14 protein-coding genes and 1 other RNA gene are annotated in these 16,484 nt (G+C 73.5%); 13 read left to right on the top strand and 2 right to left on the bottom strand.

Annotated elements, in window-relative coordinates:
- The first annotated feature begins 236 nt into the window (after positions 1-236).
- The 4 genes from ACQP17_RS13730 to ACQP17_RS13715 all read left to right on the top strand — a co-directional run bounded on the left by ACQP17_RS13730 (position 237) and on the right by ACQP17_RS13715 (position 5,806).
- Positions 237-1,892 carry a serine/threonine-protein kinase gene (locus tag ACQP17_RS13730; protein WP_433856533.1) on the top strand — a complete coding sequence of 552 codons (1,656 nt, stop codon included), beginning with the start codon at positions 237-239 and terminating at the stop codon, positions 1,890-1,892.
- Between the two features lie 194 nt (positions 1,893-2,086).
- Complete coding sequence (locus ACQP17_RS13725) at positions 2,087-3,421, top strand: protein kinase domain-containing protein (protein ID WP_433856532.1); 1,335 nt, start codon at positions 2,087-2,089, stop codon at positions 3,419-3,421.
- Positions 3,422-3,542: 121 nt separating this feature from the next.
- Positions 3,543-4,649: a peptide chain release factor 2 gene (prfB, locus tag ACQP17_RS13720; RefSeq protein ID WP_433856531.1), complete on the top strand. Its 1,107-nt coding sequence runs from the start codon at positions 3,543-3,545 to the stop codon at positions 4,647-4,649.
- Positions 4,650-4,969: 320 nt separating this feature from the next.
- Positions 4,970-5,806: a hypothetical protein gene (locus ACQP17_RS13715; protein WP_433856530.1), complete on the top strand. Its 837-nt coding sequence runs from the start codon at positions 4,970-4,972 to the stop codon at positions 5,804-5,806.
- A 126-nt stretch (positions 5,807-5,932) separates the two neighbouring features.
- Here ACQP17_RS13715 and ACQP17_RS13710 read toward each other — a convergent pair whose 3' ends face one another.
- Positions 5,933-6,124, bottom strand: a complete 192-nt coding sequence (locus tag ACQP17_RS13710) for a hypothetical protein (protein ID WP_433856529.1) — start codon at positions 6,122-6,124, stop codon at positions 5,933-5,935.
- Positions 6,125-6,375: 251 nt separating this feature from the next.
- On the opposite strand from ACQP17_RS13710, the gene ftsE reads away from it, so the two are divergent.
- From ftsE to ssrA, 5 genes are all read left to right on the top strand, one after another.
- On the top strand, positions 6,376-7,065 hold the full coding sequence (gene ftsE / locus ACQP17_RS13705; RefSeq protein WP_168479372.1) for a cell division ATP-binding protein FtsE: 690 nt from the start codon (positions 6,376-6,378) through the stop codon (positions 7,063-7,065).
- A gap of 9 nt (positions 7,066-7,074) precedes the next feature.
- Positions 7,075-7,986 carry a permease-like cell division protein FtsX gene (ftsX, locus tag ACQP17_RS13700; protein WP_364880813.1) on the top strand — a complete coding sequence of 304 codons (912 nt, stop codon included), beginning with the start codon at positions 7,075-7,077 and terminating at the stop codon, positions 7,984-7,986.
- A gap of 68 nt (positions 7,987-8,054) precedes the next feature.
- Entirely contained in the window at positions 8,055-9,275 is a 1,221-nt protein-coding gene (locus ACQP17_RS13695; RefSeq protein WP_433856528.1) for a S41 family peptidase, read from the top strand.
- 18 nt (positions 9,276-9,293) lie between these two features.
- Positions 9,294-9,791, top strand: coding sequence for an SsrA-binding protein SmpB (smpB, locus tag ACQP17_RS13690; RefSeq protein WP_189102250.1), 498 nt, complete (start codon positions 9,294-9,296; stop codon positions 9,789-9,791).
- Positions 9,792-9,929: 138 nt separating this feature from the next.
- Positions 9,930-10,299, top strand: a transfer-messenger RNA (tmRNA) gene (gene ssrA, locus ACQP17_RS13685).
- Positions 10,300-10,360: 61 nt separating this feature from the next.
- On the opposite strand, the gene ACQP17_RS13680 is transcribed toward ssrA, so the two are convergent.
- Positions 10,361-11,659 (bottom strand): MFS transporter, encoded by a 1,299-nt coding sequence (locus ACQP17_RS13680; RefSeq protein WP_433856527.1) that lies wholly within the window; start codon positions 11,657-11,659, stop codon positions 10,361-10,363.
- 121 nt (positions 11,660-11,780) lie between these two features.
- Here ACQP17_RS13680 and ACQP17_RS13675 point away from each other — a divergent pair, with 121 nt between their 5' ends.
- The 4 genes from ACQP17_RS13675 to ACQP17_RS13660 all read left to right on the top strand — a co-directional run bounded on the left by ACQP17_RS13675 (position 11,781) and on the right by ACQP17_RS13660 (position 16,389).
- Positions 11,781-12,755, top strand: a complete 975-nt coding sequence (locus ACQP17_RS13675) for a LysR family transcriptional regulator (protein WP_433856526.1) — start codon at positions 11,781-11,783, stop codon at positions 12,753-12,755.
- Between the two features lie 155 nt (positions 12,756-12,910).
- A complete protein-coding gene (locus ACQP17_RS13670; protein ID WP_433856525.1) occupies positions 12,911-13,414 on the top strand; it encodes a DUF4232 domain-containing protein in 504 nt (167 codons plus the stop codon).
- 166 nt (positions 13,415-13,580) lie between these two features.
- Positions 13,581-15,002 (top strand): nitrate/nitrite transporter, encoded by a 1,422-nt coding sequence (locus ACQP17_RS13665; RefSeq protein WP_433856524.1) that lies wholly within the window; start codon positions 13,581-13,583, stop codon positions 15,000-15,002.
- Between the two features lie 196 nt (positions 15,003-15,198).
- Positions 15,199-16,389: a uroporphyrinogen-III synthase gene (locus ACQP17_RS13660; protein ID WP_433856523.1), complete on the top strand. Its 1,191-nt coding sequence runs from the start codon at positions 15,199-15,201 to the stop codon at positions 16,387-16,389.
- Positions 16,390-16,484: the final 95 nt, after the last annotated feature.

Raw genomic sequence — 16,484 nt, 5'->3', positions numbered from 1 at the left:
GCCGTGGTCAGCTCGGACGCGTGCGGGCCCGGCCGTGCGGGCGGTGTGCGCGGCGCCCGGCCGGAACGGGCAACCATCCGCCGCGCGGGTGCGTCTTTCCCACAAGCCTGTACCGGGCCGGCGGACCGAAAAGATTGTCCGACGGCACTACAGTGGGTCGGACGGCCGTGCGGTGGGCGAACCAGCCGACCCGGCGGGCCAGGCAACGAGAACCACACGACCAGGGAGCGCATGACGTGCGGCCGGTAGGCAGCAAGTACCTGCTCGAGGAACCGCTGGGACGCGGCGCCACGGGCACCGTCTGGCGTGCCCGCCAGCGGGAGACGGCGGGCGCCGAGGCCGCCGTGGCAGGAGAGCCCGGTGAGACGGTCGCGATCAAGGTCCTCAAGGAGGAGCTGGCGCACGACGCGGATGTGGTGATGCGCTTCCTGCGGGAGCGCTCCGTCCTGCTGCGCCTGACCCACCCCAACATCGTCCGCACCCGCGACCTCGTCGTCGAGGGCGATCTGCTGGCCCTGGTCATGGACCTGGTCGACGGTCCCGACCTGCACCGCTACCTCCGCGACAACGGCCCCTTCAGCCCCGTCGCCGCCGCCCTGCTGACCGCCCAGATCGCCGACGCGCTGGCCGCCAGCCACGCCGACGGCGTGGTGCACCGCGACCTCAAGCCCGCCAACGTCCTGCTCGCCGGGTCGGACGGCAGCGGCGAGATGCACCCGATGCTGACCGACTTCGGCATCGCCCGCCTCGCCGACTCCCCGGGCCTGACCCGCACCCACGAGTTCGTCGGCACCCCCGCCTATGTGGCCCCGGAGTCCGCCGAGGGCCGCCCGCAGACCTCCGCCGTGGACATCTACGGCGCCGGCATCCTGCTGTACGAACTCGTCACCGGCCGGCCCCCGTTCGCCGGGGCGACCGCCCTGGAGGTGCTGCACCGCCACCTCAGCGAGGAGCCGCGCCGCCCCGGCGCGCTGCCCGAGCCGCTGTGGACGGTCATCGAGCGCTGCCTGCGCAAGCGCCCCGAGGAGCGGCCGAGCGCCGAGAACCTCGCGCGGGCCCTGCGCGCCGTCGCGTCCGGCATCGGGGTGCACGCCTCCCCGGCGCAGGCCGAGGCCGCGCTGGGCGTCGCCGCGCTGCTCGCCCCCGACCCCGCGCCCGCCACCGTCCCCGGGACGGGCGGCGACGGCGGGCCGGGCGGCGGCGACGCCGACCCCACCCAAGTGCTGCCCTCCGGCGCCGGTTCCTACGACCCGGCCGCGGCCACCAGCGTGCTGCCGTCCACCGGTGGCCCCGGTGGCCCCGGTGGCCCCGGCGGCCCCGGCGGGCAGGGCGACCCGACCCGTGCGATGCCGCCCATGCCCGTGGGAGCGCCGGCCGGCGGACCGCAGACCCCCGAGGGCCCTCATCCCTGGGAGTCCCAGATGCGGGCCGCGCGGGATCGCAACGAGCAGACCCAGGTGCGGTATCTGGATCCCACCGAGGATCCGCTGCGCCGCCGCCCGCAGCGCCAGGCCGCCCCCCAGCAGCCGCCGCAGCGTCCGCAGCAGCCCCAGTACCGCCAGCAGCCGCCGCCGTACGCCCAGCAGCAGCCGCAGGCCCCGCAGCGCCGCCAGGAGCCGCCGCCGCAGCGCTACGAGCCGCAGCGGCCGCCCGCCCCGGAGCCCCGGCCCCGGCGCGAGCCCCGCCAGCGCAGCGCCAACCCGATGAAGATCCCGGGCCTGGGCTGCCTCAAGGGCTGCCTGTTCACGATCATCCTGCTGTTCGTGGCGGCCTGGCTGGTGTGGGAGCTGACCCCGCTCCAGGAGTGGATCGGCACGACCAGGGGCTTCTTCGCCCAGGTCGGCCACGTCTTCCACAGCGTCCAGCGCTTCGTGCAGAAACTCGGCGGCTGACGCCGGCCGCCCGCGGGATCCCGCGGGCGGCATTGAACCCACGTTGTGGATTTGTCGACTTCTGAAGGCCAATTTCGCCCACAGAAGTGAAGGTTGCCGCCGTACGGGGCACGAACTCCCCCGGCATCCGCGTAGCTTTGACGCCAACCTCAGCCCCCGCAGGACGCTCGGGGGCCCGACACGTCGGAGCAGTCTTGGCACGGAAGATCGGCAGCCGGTACACCGCCCACCAGATCCTGGGGCGCGGCAGTGCCGGCACGGTATGGCTGGGCGAGGGTCCCGAAGGGGCCGTGGCCATCAAGCTGTTGCGTGAGGATCTCGCGGCCGACCAGGAGCTCGTCGGCCGCTTCGTCCAGGAGCGGGCGGCCCTGTTGGGCCTGGCGGACCCCCATGTCGTCGGCGTCCGCGACCTCGTCGTCGACGGCAACGACCTGGCCCTGGTCATGGACCTCGTCCGCGGCACCGACCTGCGCACCCGTCTGGAGCGCGAACGGCGGCTGGCCCCCGCGGCGGCCGTCGCGATCGCCGCCGACGTCGCCGACGGGCTCGCCGCCGCGCACGCCGCCCGGATCGTGCACCGCGACGTCAAGCCCGAGAACGTCCTGCTGGACATGCAGGGCCCGCTCGGCCCCGGTGGCGCGCACCCCGCGCTGCTCACCGACTTCGGCATCGCCCGGCTCGTCGACTCCCCGCGCCGCCTCCCGCAGACCCCGGCCGGGGGCAGCACCGTCCCGCTGCGCTCGACCAAGGTCATCGGCACCCCCGACTACCTCGCCCCGGAGATCATCGAGGGCCTCCCGCCCCGCGCCTCCGTGGACGTCTACGCCCTGGCGACCGTCCTGTACGAGCTGCTCGCCGGATTCACACCGTTCGGCGGCGGCCACCCCGGGGCGGTGCTGCGCCGGCACGTGACCGAGAGCGTGGCGCCGCTGCCCGGCATCCCCGACGAGCTGTGGCAGCTGCTGCTCCAGTGCCTTGCCAAGGCGCCGGCGTCCCGGCTGCGCGCCCCGGAACTCGCCGCCCGGCTGCGCGAGCTGCTGCCCTCCCTGGCCGGCATGCCGCCGCTGGACATCGACGAGCCGGACGACGAGCAGCCCGACGACGAGCCGGAGAGCGCCGCCGGCGCCCGTGACGAGGCCTACCGCCCGCCGGCGGCACCAGGACAGCGGGACCGCACCCCGCCGCGGGGCGCGGTCCCGCTGGTCCAGGGCGCGGCCCCCGACTCCAACCGGGACACCCACACGAGCATGCGGGTCCCGGGCCCCGACGAGCTGGCGGGCGGCGCCCACGGCACCGCACGGACCCCGCGCGCGACCGGCGAGCGCCGGGCCGGCTCGGCCCGGCACCGCGCCTCGCCCGAGGCCGTGCGCCGGCGCCGGATCCGGTGGGGCGCGGCCGCCGCCGCGGTGGTCGTGGCCGCCGGCCTGGGCGGCTGGCTCGCCTCGGGCGACGACGGGGCGGGCGACGCCACACCGGGCGTCCACCGGTCCGGACCCGACACCCCTGACGGTTCCGGGGCCGCGCCGTGACGGGCCGGGCCCGGCGGTGAGCGGCGCGGCGCCCCTCTGCGGGACGGCACGGGAGGCTCCCGGCGGGTACGTCCTGCCGGGGCCGGGTCACGCAGACGGTGGCAGCCGTTAGGCTGGGTGCGTGGCAGTCGTCGATGTATCCGAAGAGCTGAAGTCCCTCTCCTCGACCATGGGGTCGATCGAGGCCGTCCTGGACCTCGACAAGATGAGGGCCGATGTCGCCGTGCTCGAGGAGCAGGCCGCGGCACCCTCCCTGTGGGACGACCCCGACAGTGCCCAGAAGGTCACCAGCCGGCTGTCCTACCTCCAGGGCCAGCTGCGCCGGGCCGAGGAGCTGCGCGGCCGCGTCGACGACCTCGAGGTGCTCTTCGAGCTCGCCGAGGCCGAAGGGGACGAGGACGCCCGCGCCGAGGCCGAGACCGAGCTGGCCGACGTCCGCAAGGCCGTCGAGGAGCTGGAGGTCCGCACCCTCCTGTCCGGCGAGTACGACTCCCGTGAGGCGGTCGTCAACATCCGTGCCGAGGCCGGTGGTGTGGACGCCGCCGACTTCGCCGAGAAGCTTCAGCGCATGTACCTGCGCTGGGCCGAGCGCCACGGCTACAAGACCGAGCTGTACGAGACCTCGTACGCGGAGGAGGCCGGCATCAAGTCGACCACCTTCGCCATCAAGGTCCCGTACGCCTACGGCACGCTCTCCGTCGAGCAGGGCACCCACCGCCTGGTGCGGATCTCGCCGTTCGACAACCAGGGCCGTCGCCAGACGTCGTTCGCCGGTGTCGAGGTGCTGCCCGTGGTGGAGCAGACCGACCACATCGAGATCGACGAGTCCGAGCTGCGGGTGGACGTCTACCGCTCCTCCGGCCCCGGCGGCCAGGGCGTCAACACCACCGACTCCGCGGTCCGGCTGACGCACATCCCCACCGGCATCGTGGTCTCCTGCCAGAACGAGCGCTCGCAGATCCAGAACAAGGCGACCGCGATGAACGTCCTCCAGGCCAAGCTCCTTGAGCGCCGCCGCCAGGAGGAGCAGGCGAAGATGGACGCGCTCAAGGGCGACGGCGGCAACTCCTGGGGCAACCAGATGCGTTCCTACGTCCTGCACCCGTACCAGATGGTCAAGGACCTGCGGACCGAGTTCGAGGTCGGCAACCCCACCGCGGTGCTGGACGGCGACATCGACGGCTTCCTGGAGGCCGGGATCCGCTGGCGCAAGCAGCAGGAGAAGTAACGGGCCGGGCCCGGATCTGAGCCTGTGACAACTGCCTCCCTCGGGGAGGCAGTTGTTTTTCCTGTGGCGGATTGGTCACAGTCGTATGTCCATGTACCGCCCAACTCCTGCCAATTCGGACGCGGGGCCTTTATTCGGCCTTGACGATGCCGGCCGAACTGGGAAGGGTGAGCGCGGCATGCGTATGTCATGGGGCGCGTGGTGCAACGGGGAGATGAGGGGCCGGCGGTTGCGCCGGCCGTGACTCGCGTACCCCCTCGGCTCGTCGCCCCGTGCAGCGGTGCTCCAATGACGAGTTCAGCTACTGGGGGTAGCAGTACATGACGAAGAAGACGCGGCTGCGCGTTGCGCGCATTGCGGCCGGTGCGGTGATCGCGGCCGGTGCGTCGCTCACCGCGGCCGGCGCGGCTTCCGCGGCCAGCCCGGGTGAGACCCCGGGCCAGGACGGCGGCTTTATCGGCGGCATCATCGGTGGCGTCATCGGCGGGGGCAGCTCCGGCGGCGACAGCACGGGCTCCACCACGGGTGACGCCACCACGGGTGGCGACACCACCGGCGGCGAGATCGGCGGTGACACGACCACCGGCGGCGAGATCGGCGGCGACACCACCACCGGCGGCGACACCACCGGTGGTGACACGACCACGGGCGGTGACGCCACGACCGGTGGTGACACGACCGGCGGCGACACCACGGGCGGCGACACCACCACCGGCGGTGACACGACCGGCGGCGACACGACCACCGGCGGCGACACCACGACCGGCGGCGACACCACCACGGGCGGTGACACCACCGGCGGTTCCACCACGGGCGGTCACAGCACGGGCGGTCAGTCCACCGGCGGCCAGAGCACCGGCGGCGACAGCACCGGTGGTCACAGCGGCGGCGGCAACGGCGGTGGCGGCGACTCCACCGGCACCGGCACCGACAACGAGGGCTCCAAGCCGATCGAGCAGCCCGGCCAGGGCAAGGAGCAGATCGCCGACACGCCCGGCCAGGCCAAGCAGCAGGCCAAGGGCGAGCTGGCCGAGACCGGTTCCTCCGGTACGACCGTCCTGCTCATCGGTGCGGCGACGATGATCGCGGGCGGTGTGGGCTTCCGCCTGCTGCCCCGTCTGATCAACAAGAACGGCGGCGGTGCCGCGGCGGCCTGATGCCGGCGCGGGACAGCTGGAGGGGCCCGGGACGCAGCAGCGTCCCGGGCCCCTCGGCGTTCGTGAGCGGGCCGCCTCCCGGGCGGCCCTCGGGCCGGCCGCCGGTCCGGCGGCCGCGCGCGGGTCTCAGGCGACCTGGTGCAGCAGCACGCCCAGCGCCACCATCAAGATCATCAATGTCACCAGCACCGCCGGGCTGAGCTGGGCGAAGATACCGCCCGTCTGCTGCAACCGTTCCCTGTTCGCCCGGCACACGGGGCAGCGGCCCTCGCTGACAGGGGCCGCGCAGTTGGCGCACACCAGTCGGTCGTACGTCATGCGACCTCCTTCTCCACCGCACCCAACGCGCCGGGGGGCGCATTGGTTCCCTCTTCCACTGTGCCAGCTCGTCGACGGAACGGCGCGCCCCGCGGTTTTGTGCGCCTTTTGTCCCGTAGGTGCCGTGAGGAAATGCACCAACCGCCTACGGCGACTGCGCCGCCGCGCGAGGTTCGCGTATGGTCACGCACACCGACGGGAGCCGCAACTCGGCAACCCGTGCCGCTATCCAGGTCGACCGTGGTGCATCAGTGATCCGATTCGACAACGTCTCCAAGACCTACCCGAAGCAGAACCGCCCTGCACTCAGGGACGTCTCGCTCGAGATCGAGCGCGGCGAATTCGTCTTCCTGGTGGGCTCCTCGGGGTCCGGAAAGTCCACCTTTCTGCGGCTGCTGCTGCGCGAGGAGCGGACCAGCCATGGTCACGTCCACGTGCTCGGCAAGGACCTCGGCAAGCTCTCCAACTGGAAGGTTCCGCAGATGCGGCGCCAGGTGGGGACGGTCTTCCAGGACTTCCGGCTGCTCCCCAACAAGACGGTCGGGGAGAACGTCGCCTTCGCCCTCGAGGTCATCGGCAAGCCGCGCGGCCAGATCCGCAAGACGGTGCCCGAGGTCCTCGAACTGGTCGGCCTCGGCGGCAAAGAGGACCGGATGCCGGGCGAGCTCTCCGGTGGTGAGCAGCAGCGCGTCGCCATCGCACGGGCCTTCGTCAACCGTCCGATGCTCCTCATCGCGGACGAGCCCACCGGCAACCTCGACCCGCAGACCTCGGTCGGCATCATGAAGCTGCTGGACCGGATCAACCGGACCGGTACGACGGTGGTCATGGCCACCCACGACCAGCAGATCGTCGACCAGATGCGCAAGCGGGTCATGGAACTCGAGAAGGGCCGGCTCGTACGCGACCAGTCGCGCGGCGTGTACGGCTACCAGCACTGAAAGGACGCCATGCGCGCCCAGTTCGTCTTGTCGGAGATCGGCGTCGGTCTCCGCCGAAACCTCACGATGACCTTCGCCGTCATCGTCTCCGTAGCCCTCTCGCTCGGCCTGTTCGGCGCCTCGCTGCTGATGCGCGACCAGGTCAGCACGATGAAGGGCTACTGGTACGACAAGGTCAACGTCTCCATCTTCTTCTGCAACAAGAACGACGCCGACTCCGGTGCCAACTGCGCCAAGGGCGCGGCCACCCAGCAGCAGAAGGACGACATCAAGGCCGAGCTCGCCCGGCTGCCGATCGTGCAGAAGGTGGAGTACGAGTCCAGCGACCAGGCCTACAAGCACTACAAGGAGCAGTTCGGTGACACCCCCGTCGCCGGGCTGGTGACGCCCGACCAGCTGCCCGAGTCCTTCCGGGTCAAGCTCAAGGACCCGACGAAGTTCGCGGTCATCAAGTCGGCGTTCTCCGAGCGGCCCGGCGTCCAGGAGGTCCAGGACCAACGGGACACCGTCGAGCCGCTCTTCAACCTCCTGAACGGCATGAACATCGCCGCGCTGGTCGTGATGGCGCTGATGCTGGTCGTTGCGCTGATGCTGATCGTCAACACCGTGCGGGTGTCGGCGTTCAGCCGCCGGCGGGAGACCGGGATCATGCGCCTGGTGGGAGCGTCCAGCTTCTACATCCAGATGCCGTTCATCCTGGAGGCCGCCATCGCGGGGCTGCTGGGCGCGGCCTTCGCCTGCGTGCTGATCGTCGGCGGCAAGTACGTACTGATCAACAACTGGCTGGCGAAGAAGATCCAGGTGATCAACTTCATCGGCTGGGACTCGGTGGCCGCGGTCCTCCCGCTGGTCCTGCTGATCGGGCTGCTGATGCCCGCGCTCGCCGCGTTCTTCGCGTTGCGCAAGTACCTCAAGGTGTGAGCTTCACCAAGGGGCGCCGTACGGTCAACTCACCGTACGGCGCCTTTTTGTCCCTTAGACTCACCGCCATGTCGGGCCCGTGTGCGTACGACCGGCCCCGCCGCATCCGCCGCGGGGCGGCCCTGACGTTGTTCCTCGTCGGCGTGCTCGCCACCGGCGCCGTGACCGGCACCTGGAGCGATGAGGCGGCCGGTGCCGCGGGCCGGCCCGCTCCCCACGGCAAGGCCGCGAAGGCGCACGCCCCGGCCTCCGCCTTCGCGGACCGCGAGGCCGTCGAACGCGCCGCCGCCGAGGCCGCCGAGGACGGCAAGTCCGGTGCCGAGGCTGCCGCCGACGTCGTCAGCCGCAGCGGCGACCGCTGGGCGGCGATCTACACCCCGGGCCAGTTCGAGGACTTCCAGGAGCAGTTGGGCGGCGCCTATGTCGGCGTCGGACTGTGGGTGCGGCAGACGGACGGCGGGCGGATCGAGGTCTCCCGGGTCCAGCCCGGGTCTCCCGCCGCCCGGGCCGGGATCGCCCCCGGCGACCGGCTGCGCGCCGTCGACGGCCACGCCACCGAACGCACCCCGGTCACCGAGGTCGTCAGCCGGCTGCGCGGGGCGGCCCCCGACGGCTCCCGTGCCTCGGCCGCCGCGGCCGGCACCCCCGTCGCACTGGCGCTGCAGCGCGGCGCCCGCCACTGGACCGCGACCGTGCACCGCACGCGCCTGCGCTGCCGCAACGTCGTCGTCGACCACCCCGACGGCGCCCGTGGCCCGACCCGCGTCAAGGTCGCCGCCTTCGCCAAGGGCACCGGTGCGGCGGTCCGCCGGGCGGTCCGCCGGGCCTCCCCGGACCGCGGTCTGCTGCTCGATCTGCGCGGCAACACCGGCGGCCTGGTCACGGAGGCAGTCACCACCGCCTCCGCCTTTTTGAACGGCGGGCTGGTCGCGACCTACGACGTGCGCGGCAGCCAGCGGGCGCTGTACGCCGAGCGCGGCGGCGACACCCGGGTGCCGCTGGTCGTCCTCGTCGACGGCGGCACGATGAGCGCCGCCGAGCTGCTGGCCGGCGCGCTCCAGGACCGCGGCCGCGCGGTCGTGATCGGCTCCCCGACCTTCGGCAAGGGCTCGGTGCAGATGCCCAGCACGCTGCCGGACGGCTCGGTGGCCGAACTGACCGTCGGCCACTACCGCACTCCGGCCGGCCGGAGCGTCGACGGGGCGGGGATCACCCCCGACCTGGTCGTCGGGCGCGGGGCGGAGAAGCGGGCCCGCACAGTATTGGGTGGCCTCGGGGGCGGTGCGTAGTGCGAAAATGGCCGCACTATGGCTAAGGACAAGGGCAAGGACAAGACTCCCGGGCGCAAGCTCGTGGCGCAGCACAAGAAGGCGCGGCACGACTACCACATTCTGGACACCTACGAGTGTGGCCTGGTGCTGAGCGGCACCGAGGTGAAGTCGCTGCGGCAGGGCCGGGCGTCGCTGGTGGACGGATTCGTCCAGATCGACGGCAACGAGGCCTGGCTGCACAACGTGCACATCCCGGAATACGCGCAGGGGACCTGGACGAACCACGCGGCCCGGCGCAAGCGGAAGCTGCTGATGCACCGCGCCGAGATCGACAAGCTGGAGTCCAAGAGCCAGGAGTCGGGGCACACGATCGTGCCGCTGGCCCTCTACTTCAAGGACGGCCGGGCGAAGGTCGAGATCGCGCTGGCCAAGGGCAAGAAGGAGTACGACAAGCGGCAGACGCTGCGCGAGCAGCAGGACCGGCGGGAGACCGACCGGGCGGTCTCGGCGGCCCGGCGGCGGCAGCGGGCCTGACGAGCCCGTACGGCACGGACCCCGTACGGCACGGGCCGGGGGCGCTGCCGGGGAATACGCTGGCAACGGCACGCGTTGTTCACGTACGATGGCTCCGCACCCCACAAGGGGTGTGGCACCACCTTGATAAATCAACATGGGGATGATCGGTTTCGACAGCGGATGTCGAAGCAGGGGAAGCGAGTCGAGGAAGCGGCAATGATCTCGTTAACCATATGTCGCAACCAATAATCGCCAACACCAAGCGCGATTCCTTCGCCCTCGCTGCCTAAGTAGCGACTTGCGAAGTGTCAGCCCGGGGATGTTCCCGACCCGGATCCTGGCATCAGCTAGGGAACTAAACTTCTGGACCCGGTCACGGGGTGTAGAAGGAAATCAAACAGTGACTGGGCCCGTCGGAGACTTGTTCGCGTGATCTCCGGGGCCGAGAAAATCGCAGCGAACTGCACTCGGAGAAGCCCTGATTCCGCACCGTTGGACGCGGGTTCGATTCCCGCCATCTCCACTCATCCCATGTAAAGCAGCGGCCCGTGAGATTCTCACGGGCCGCTGCTTTGTGTGCGGCCGCTTCACGCCGGGCGCCGCAGCGAGGTGCACAGTGCCAGGGCGGCGGCCGCGGCCGGGACCGCGTAGCCGTGGCCGGGCCCGGTCAGGTGCTCCACGGCCCAGCCGCCGGTCGCCGAACCGGCCGCGATACCGGCCAGCAGGGCCGTCACCGCGAGGGTCATCCCCTCGTTCAGCCGCCCGGCCGGGGTGCGGGACTGGACCGTGCCCATGCCGGTGATCATCGTCGGGGCGGTGGCCATTCCCGCCGCCGTCAGGGCGACGGCCAGCGCCGCCGGTCCGCCCGCCGTGGCGGCGAGCAGGGGCAGCCACATCAGGGCGGCCATCGCGGCGACGCAGCGGCAAAAGCGGCGGGTGCCCGGGCCCGCGGCGGGGCGCAGCAGGCCGTAGGCCAGCCCGGCGGCGGCGGACCCGGCGGCCTGGAGGGCCAGCAGGGCGCCGCCGGCGGCGCGGATGCCGTGGGCGTCGGCGTAGGCCAGGGTGACCACCTCCATCGAGCCGAAGACCGCGCCGGTGCAGACGAAGGTGAGCAGCAGCGGCGGGATGCCGGGCAGCCGCAGCGGCGAGCGGGCGCGGGCCGCGGACGGCGGGGCCACCGGGGGTTCGGTGCCGCGCTGGGCCGCGAAGAGCAGCACCCCGGTCAGCAGCAGGACCGCGGCCACCGCCGTGCCCGCCTCCGGGGCGAGGCCGGTGCACAGCAGCGTGGCGAGCACCGGCCCGAGCAGGAAGCACAGCTCGTCCACGGCCTGTTCGAGGGAGTTGGCGGTGTGCCGGGCGGCCGGGTCGTCCCGCAGGAGGTGTGCCCAGCGGGCCCGCGACATCCCGCCGGTGTGGGGGGTGGTGGCGGTCGCCGCGTACGAGGCGAAGAGGGTCCAGTCGGGGGCGCGGAGGTGGACGCAGAGCAGCAGTGAGAGCGAGCCGAGGACGGCGAGCGCGGTGGCCGGGACCGCGGCCCGCGCCTGGCCGTGGCGGTCGATCAGCCGCGCGGTCCACGGGCCGGCCAGCGCCGTCGCCGCCAGCCCGGTCGCGGTGACCGCCCCGGCCAGCGCGTACGAGCCGCGGGTGCCCGCGATCATCAGCACCGCGCTGACGCCGAGCATCCCCATGGGCAGCCGGGCCAGCAGGCCCGCGGCGGTGAAGGCGCGGGTCCCGGGGAGGGCGAAGAGCCGGCGGTAGGGCGCCGACCGGCGCGGTCCGCCGCGCCGCGGGGCCGGGCGGGCGGGCGGCGGGGCCGCCTGTGCACGGGCCGGGCTGGAGCCGGGCGGGCGGGGGACGACCGGCCGGGCGGCGAGGAAGAGGATCATGTCTCTACGGTCGCGGCCGGGCCCGTGGCGCGTCCAACACCTGATCAGCGGCCATTGACGCGCCTGCGTTGTCAATGAGTGACGGGCGGCGGCGGCCCGGCGGCGCTGCCAGGATGGCCCGATGCCGTACGACACCGACCCGCGTCTGCTCCGCGCGTTCACCGCCGTCGCCGACGCGCTCCACTTCACCCGCGCCGCCGCCGGGCTGCACGTCGCCCAGCAGGCGCTCAGCCGCGATATCCGGCGGCTGGAGCGGGAGTTGGGCGCCACGCTGTTCGTGCGGACCACCCGGCAGGTCACCCTGACGCCGGACGGGCAGCGGCTGTTGCCGTACGCGAGGCGGGTGCTGAGTGCCCAGGACGAGCTGGCGGCGGCGTTCCGGCCCGCTCCGGAGCGGCCGCTGCTGGTGGATGTGCGGGCCCCTGTCGGCACCGCGGACCGGGTGCTGGCGGCGGCCAGGGAGCGGGTGGCGGACAGCGTGGAGCTGGTCGCCCGCTTCCACAGCGGACTGGCGGGGGCGGCGCCCGAGGTGGCGGACGGGCGGCTCGACGTCTCCTTCGGCCGGCTCGCGGCGCTGCCGGCCGGCGTCCGGGCCGGGCTGAGCCATCAGCCGGTCCGGCTGGAGCGGATGGCGGTGCTGCTGTCCGCGGACCATCCGCTGGCCGCACGGTCCGCGGTCCCGCTCGCCCACCTGGCCGGCGAGACGCTCTACGCCGGAGCCGGCAATCCGCGCACCGCCGAGTGGACGGAGCTGGCCGCACGGCTCTTCGAGGGCCGCGGCATCGCGATGGCCGCGCCGTTCCCGGAGATCGAGGGCTCGCAGGAGTTCGTGCGGCTGGTGCGCAAGCGGGGGTGGTCGGTGCTGGCGAGTGAGGAGTTCATCGAGGTGCCGGGGATGGTGCTGCGGCCGCTGGTGGAGCCGGTCCCGCTGTCACCCGTCTCGATGGTGTGGCGGCGGGGGCTGCGGCATCCGGGGCTGGACGCCCTGCGCGCGGCCGCCCGTGAGCACGGCGCCCGGCACGGCTGGCTCACGCCGCCCGGGGACACGTGGTGGCTCCCGGAGGCGGACGCGCGGGTGATGGGCGTTTCCGGCTGACGGGTGATCAGGATCGGTCGCCGGCACAAAAATTACGGACGCGCAGGCAACCCCGGGTGCCCGAAAAGCTTTCCTTAACGGCAGGGAAGCGTGTGGGCGACGAACAGGGGGGATCCGTGCGACGGCGTGCACTTCGTGTGGCGGTGGCGGCCGCAGTGACCTTGAGTGCCGCGGTCGGCCTGGCCCTGACGGGCTGCGCCGGATCGCCGCGGATGGCGGCCCTGCATGCCAACTGCACCACCAAGGGCCTGCGGTGGAAGCTGACCGTCCTGAAGAAGAAGCCGCACTCCCCGCACCGCGACGCCCGGCTGTCCGTCGTCAACACGGGGGACCAGCCCTGTGTGTTCCGCGGCTTCCCGGCCTTCGAGGTCCACCTCGGCAAGGGCCCGGAGTCCGCCGCCCGGGGGCACGGCCGGATCATGCCGATAGACCTGCGGCGCGGCGGCACGGTGGTGACCAGCCTGCGCTACCGGGACTGCCGGCCGCGCGCGGCCGCGGACGACTTCCGGATCAGCAACGACGTCGCCGTGGTGTCCGCGCCGCGCGACTACCCGGGCAGGCGCGCGGTCGAGGTCCGCGACGAGGCGGGCCGGCGCCGGTCGATGGACGTCTGCGCGGACTCGATATGGATGGGCCCGCCCCAGGAGACCGCCGAATAGCCCGGCGGCGGCAGCGCGGGCGCCCCCGCCGTCGGCAGGGGTTCCGCCTCACCACCCCGTGCCCCGCCCCGTGAGTGCACGGTTTCGTCCGTGTCACCGGGCGGCACGGCACGGAAACCCGCCGTCTCTAGCGTCGGCGCGCAGGACCCGACACCTGGGAGGCGCGATGACGGCCGCGGCAGCACGGACCCGTAGTGACGACAGCCCCGGCGGTGGCCGGACGCGGCGGCGCGGCGGGCGGTGGATCGAGCACTGGGACCCCGAGGACGAGACCTTCTGGGCGGCGACGGGGGAGCGGATCGCCCGGCGGAATCTGGCGCTGTCCGTGCTCTGCGAGCACATCGGGTTCTCCGTCTGGAGCCTGTGGTCGGTGATGGTGCTGTTCATGGGGCCGGAGTACGGGATCGACCCGGCCGGGAAGTTCTTCCTGGTGGCGGTGGGGACGCTGGTGGGCGCGGTGCTGCGGGTGCCGTACACCTTCGCGGTGGCGTGGTGCGGCGGGCGCAACTGGACGGTGATCAGCGCGCTGTTGCTGCTCGTGCCGACCGGGGCGGCGGCGGCCGTGCTCGAACCGGGCACCTCCTACGGCACGTTCCTGCTGATCGCGGCCCTGGCGGGGGTCGGGGGCGGGAACTTCGCCTCCTCGATGACCAACATCAACTCCTTCTTCCCGCTGCGGAAGAAGGGCTACGCGCTGGGGCTCAACGCCGGCGGCGGCAACATCGGGGTGCCGGTGATCCAGCTGCTGGGGCTGCTGGTGATCGGGACGGCGGGGGCGGCACAGCCGCGGCTCGTGCCGGCCGTCTACCTGCCGCTGATCGTGCTCGCCGCGCTGCTCGCGGCGCTGTTCATGGACAACCTGGCCCCGGTGACGAACGACACCGGCGCGGCCCGCGACGCCGCCCGGGAGGCGCACACCTGGGTGATGTCCCTGCTCTACCTCGGCACCTTCGGGTCGTTCATCGGCTACGGCTTCGCCTTCGGCCTGGTGCTGCAGAGCCAGTTCGCGCGCACCCCGCTCCAGGCGGCGTCGCTGACCTTCCTCGGGCCGCTGCTGGGCTCGCTGGTCCGCCCGGTCGGCGGGCGGCTGGCGGACCGCTTCGGCGGCGCCCGGATCACGCTCGGGACCTTCGCGGCGATGAGCCTGGCCACGGCGGTGGTGATCGGGGCGTCGGCGATGACCTCGCTGCCGGTGTTCCTCGCCGGGTTCATCGCGCTGTTCGTGCTGTCGGGGCTCGGCAACGGCTCCACGTACAAGATGATCCCGGGGATCTTCCAGGCCCTGGCGCTGCGCCGCGGGCATACGGGGGAGGCGGCCGCGGCGGAGGGGCGGCGGCTGTCGGGCGCGGCGATGGGGCTCATCGGGGCGGTGGGCGCGCTCGGCGGACTCGCCGTCAACCTCGCCTTCCGGCAGTCGTTCCTGACGACCGGCTCGGGCACGCCCGCGTTCGCCTCGTTCCTGGCCTGCTACGCGGTGTGCGGTGCGGTGACCTGGGCCGTATACCTGCGGCCCGCGGCCCGGGCCCGGCGCGGCGCGCGGCTGCCGGCCGCGGAGGGGGAGCGGCGCCCGGCGTACGCGGAGGTGTAGCGCGGGGGGGGGTACCCGCACGGGGGCGCCGCGGCCGCCCCCGCGGAGCGCCCTCGTAACCGCGGGGAAATACTGGAGGACCGGAGCCGTCACGTGCCGTTGGCACGCTGGGCCCCCGGCACCGCGTGCCGCCCGAGCCGCGGCGGCAGCGGAGCAGCAGACGGCAGCACACCACTCTGGGCGGAGCGGGACCACCATGCACGAGCAGCAGCAGCAGCAGGAGCACGGCGCACAGCAGCCGACGGAGCCGGCACCGGCGGTGCGGCCGCTGGACGGGTTCACCGTCGGCGTGACCGCGGCCCGCCGGGCGGAGGAGCTGGGCACACTCCTCGAACGGCGCGGCGCGCAGGTGCTCCACGCGCCCGCGCTGCGCATCGTTCCGCTGCCGGACGACACCGAGCTGCTCGACGCGACCCGGGAGCTGATCGGCCATCCCCCGGACGTCGTCGTGGCCACCACCGCCATCGGCTTCCGCGGCTGGGTGGAGGCCGCGGAGGGCTGGGGGCTGGGCGAGGCGCTGCTGGACCGGCTGGCCGGGGTGGAGCTGCTGGCCCGCGGGCCCAAGGTGCGCGGCGCGATCCGGGCCGCCGGGCTGACCGAGAAGTGGTCCCCGGCCTCCGAGTCGATGGCCGAGGTGCTGGACCGGCTGCTGGCGGAGGGCGTCGCGGGCCGCCGGGTGGCCCTTCAGCTCCACGGGGAGCCGCTGCCGGGCTTCGTCGAGGCGCTGCGGGCCGGCGGGGCGGAGGTCGTCGGCGTCCCCGTCTACCGCTGGATGCCGCCGGAGGACATCGGCCCGGTCGACCGGCTGCTGGACGCGGTGGTCGCGCGCTCCCTGGACGCGGTGACCTTCACCAGCGCGCCGGCCGCCGCCTCGCTGCTGCGCCGGGCGGGGGAGCGCGGGATGCGCGAGGAGGTGCTGGCCGCGCTGCGGCGCGAGGTGCTGGTGGTGTGCGTGGGGCCGGTGACCGCGCTGCCGCTCCAGGCCGAGGACCTGCCGACCCTGCAACCGGAGCGCTTCCGGCTGGGCCCGCTGGTGCAGCTGCTGTGCCGGGAACTGCCGTCCCGGGTGCGGTCGTTGCCGGTGGCCGGGCGGCGGCTGGAGATCCGCGGGCACGCCGTGGTGGTGGACGGGGAGCTGCGCCCGGTGCCGCCGGCCGGGATGGCGCTGCTGCGCACGCTGGCCCGCCGGCCCGGCTGGGTGGTCTCCCGCGCCGAACTGCTGCGCGCGCTGCCGGGCGCGGGCCGCGACGAGCACGCCGTGGAGACCGCGATGGCCCGGCTGCGGGTGGCGCTGGGCGCGCCCCAGCTGATCCAGACGGTGGTCAAGCGCGGCTACCGGCTCTCGCTCGACCCGCACGCGGACACCGACAAGTACGGCGGGCGGTAGCGCCCGCGCGGGCGGCGCCGGCGCGGGCGGACGGCTCCGGAGGGTTCCGGCGGGCGCGTGCGCGGGGCACTCTGGGGGCACACGTGTGGGGTCCC

Source organism: Streptomyces kronopolitis (assembly GCF_050953795.1).
Taxonomy (GTDB): Bacteria; Actinomycetota; Actinomycetes; order Streptomycetales; family Streptomycetaceae; genus Streptomyces; species Streptomyces kronopolitis_A.
This window is presented reverse-complemented; position numbering and strand designations above follow the sequence as displayed.

Coding starts and splice junctions, on each gene's coding strand:
- ACQP17_RS13695 (WP_433856528.1), top strand. CDS start 8,055: ATGTCGGGCCCGTGTGCGTACGACCGGCCCCGCCGCATCCGCCGCGGG.
- ACQP17_RS13710 (WP_433856529.1), bottom strand. CDS start 6,124: ATGACGTACGACCGACTGGTGTGCGCCAACTGCGCGGCCCCTGTCAGC.
- ACQP17_RS13680 (WP_433856527.1), bottom strand. CDS start 11,659: ATGATCCTCTTCCTCGCCGCCCGGCCGGTCGTCCCCCGCCCGCCCGGC.
- smpB (WP_189102250.1), top strand. CDS start 9,294: ATGGCTAAGGACAAGGGCAAGGACAAGACTCCCGGGCGCAAGCTCGTG.
- ACQP17_RS13665 (WP_433856524.1), top strand. CDS start 13,581: ATGACGGCCGCGGCAGCACGGACCCGTAGTGACGACAGCCCCGGCGGT.
- ACQP17_RS13715 (WP_433856530.1), top strand. CDS start 4,970: ATGACGAAGAAGACGCGGCTGCGCGTTGCGCGCATTGCGGCCGGTGCG.
- ftsX (WP_364880813.1), top strand. CDS start 7,075: ATGCGCGCCCAGTTCGTCTTGTCGGAGATCGGCGTCGGTCTCCGCCGA.
- ACQP17_RS13660 (WP_433856523.1), top strand. CDS start 15,199: ATGCACGAGCAGCAGCAGCAGCAGGAGCACGGCGCACAGCAGCCGACG.
- ACQP17_RS13675 (WP_433856526.1), top strand. CDS start 11,781: ATGCCGTACGACACCGACCCGCGTCTGCTCCGCGCGTTCACCGCCGTC.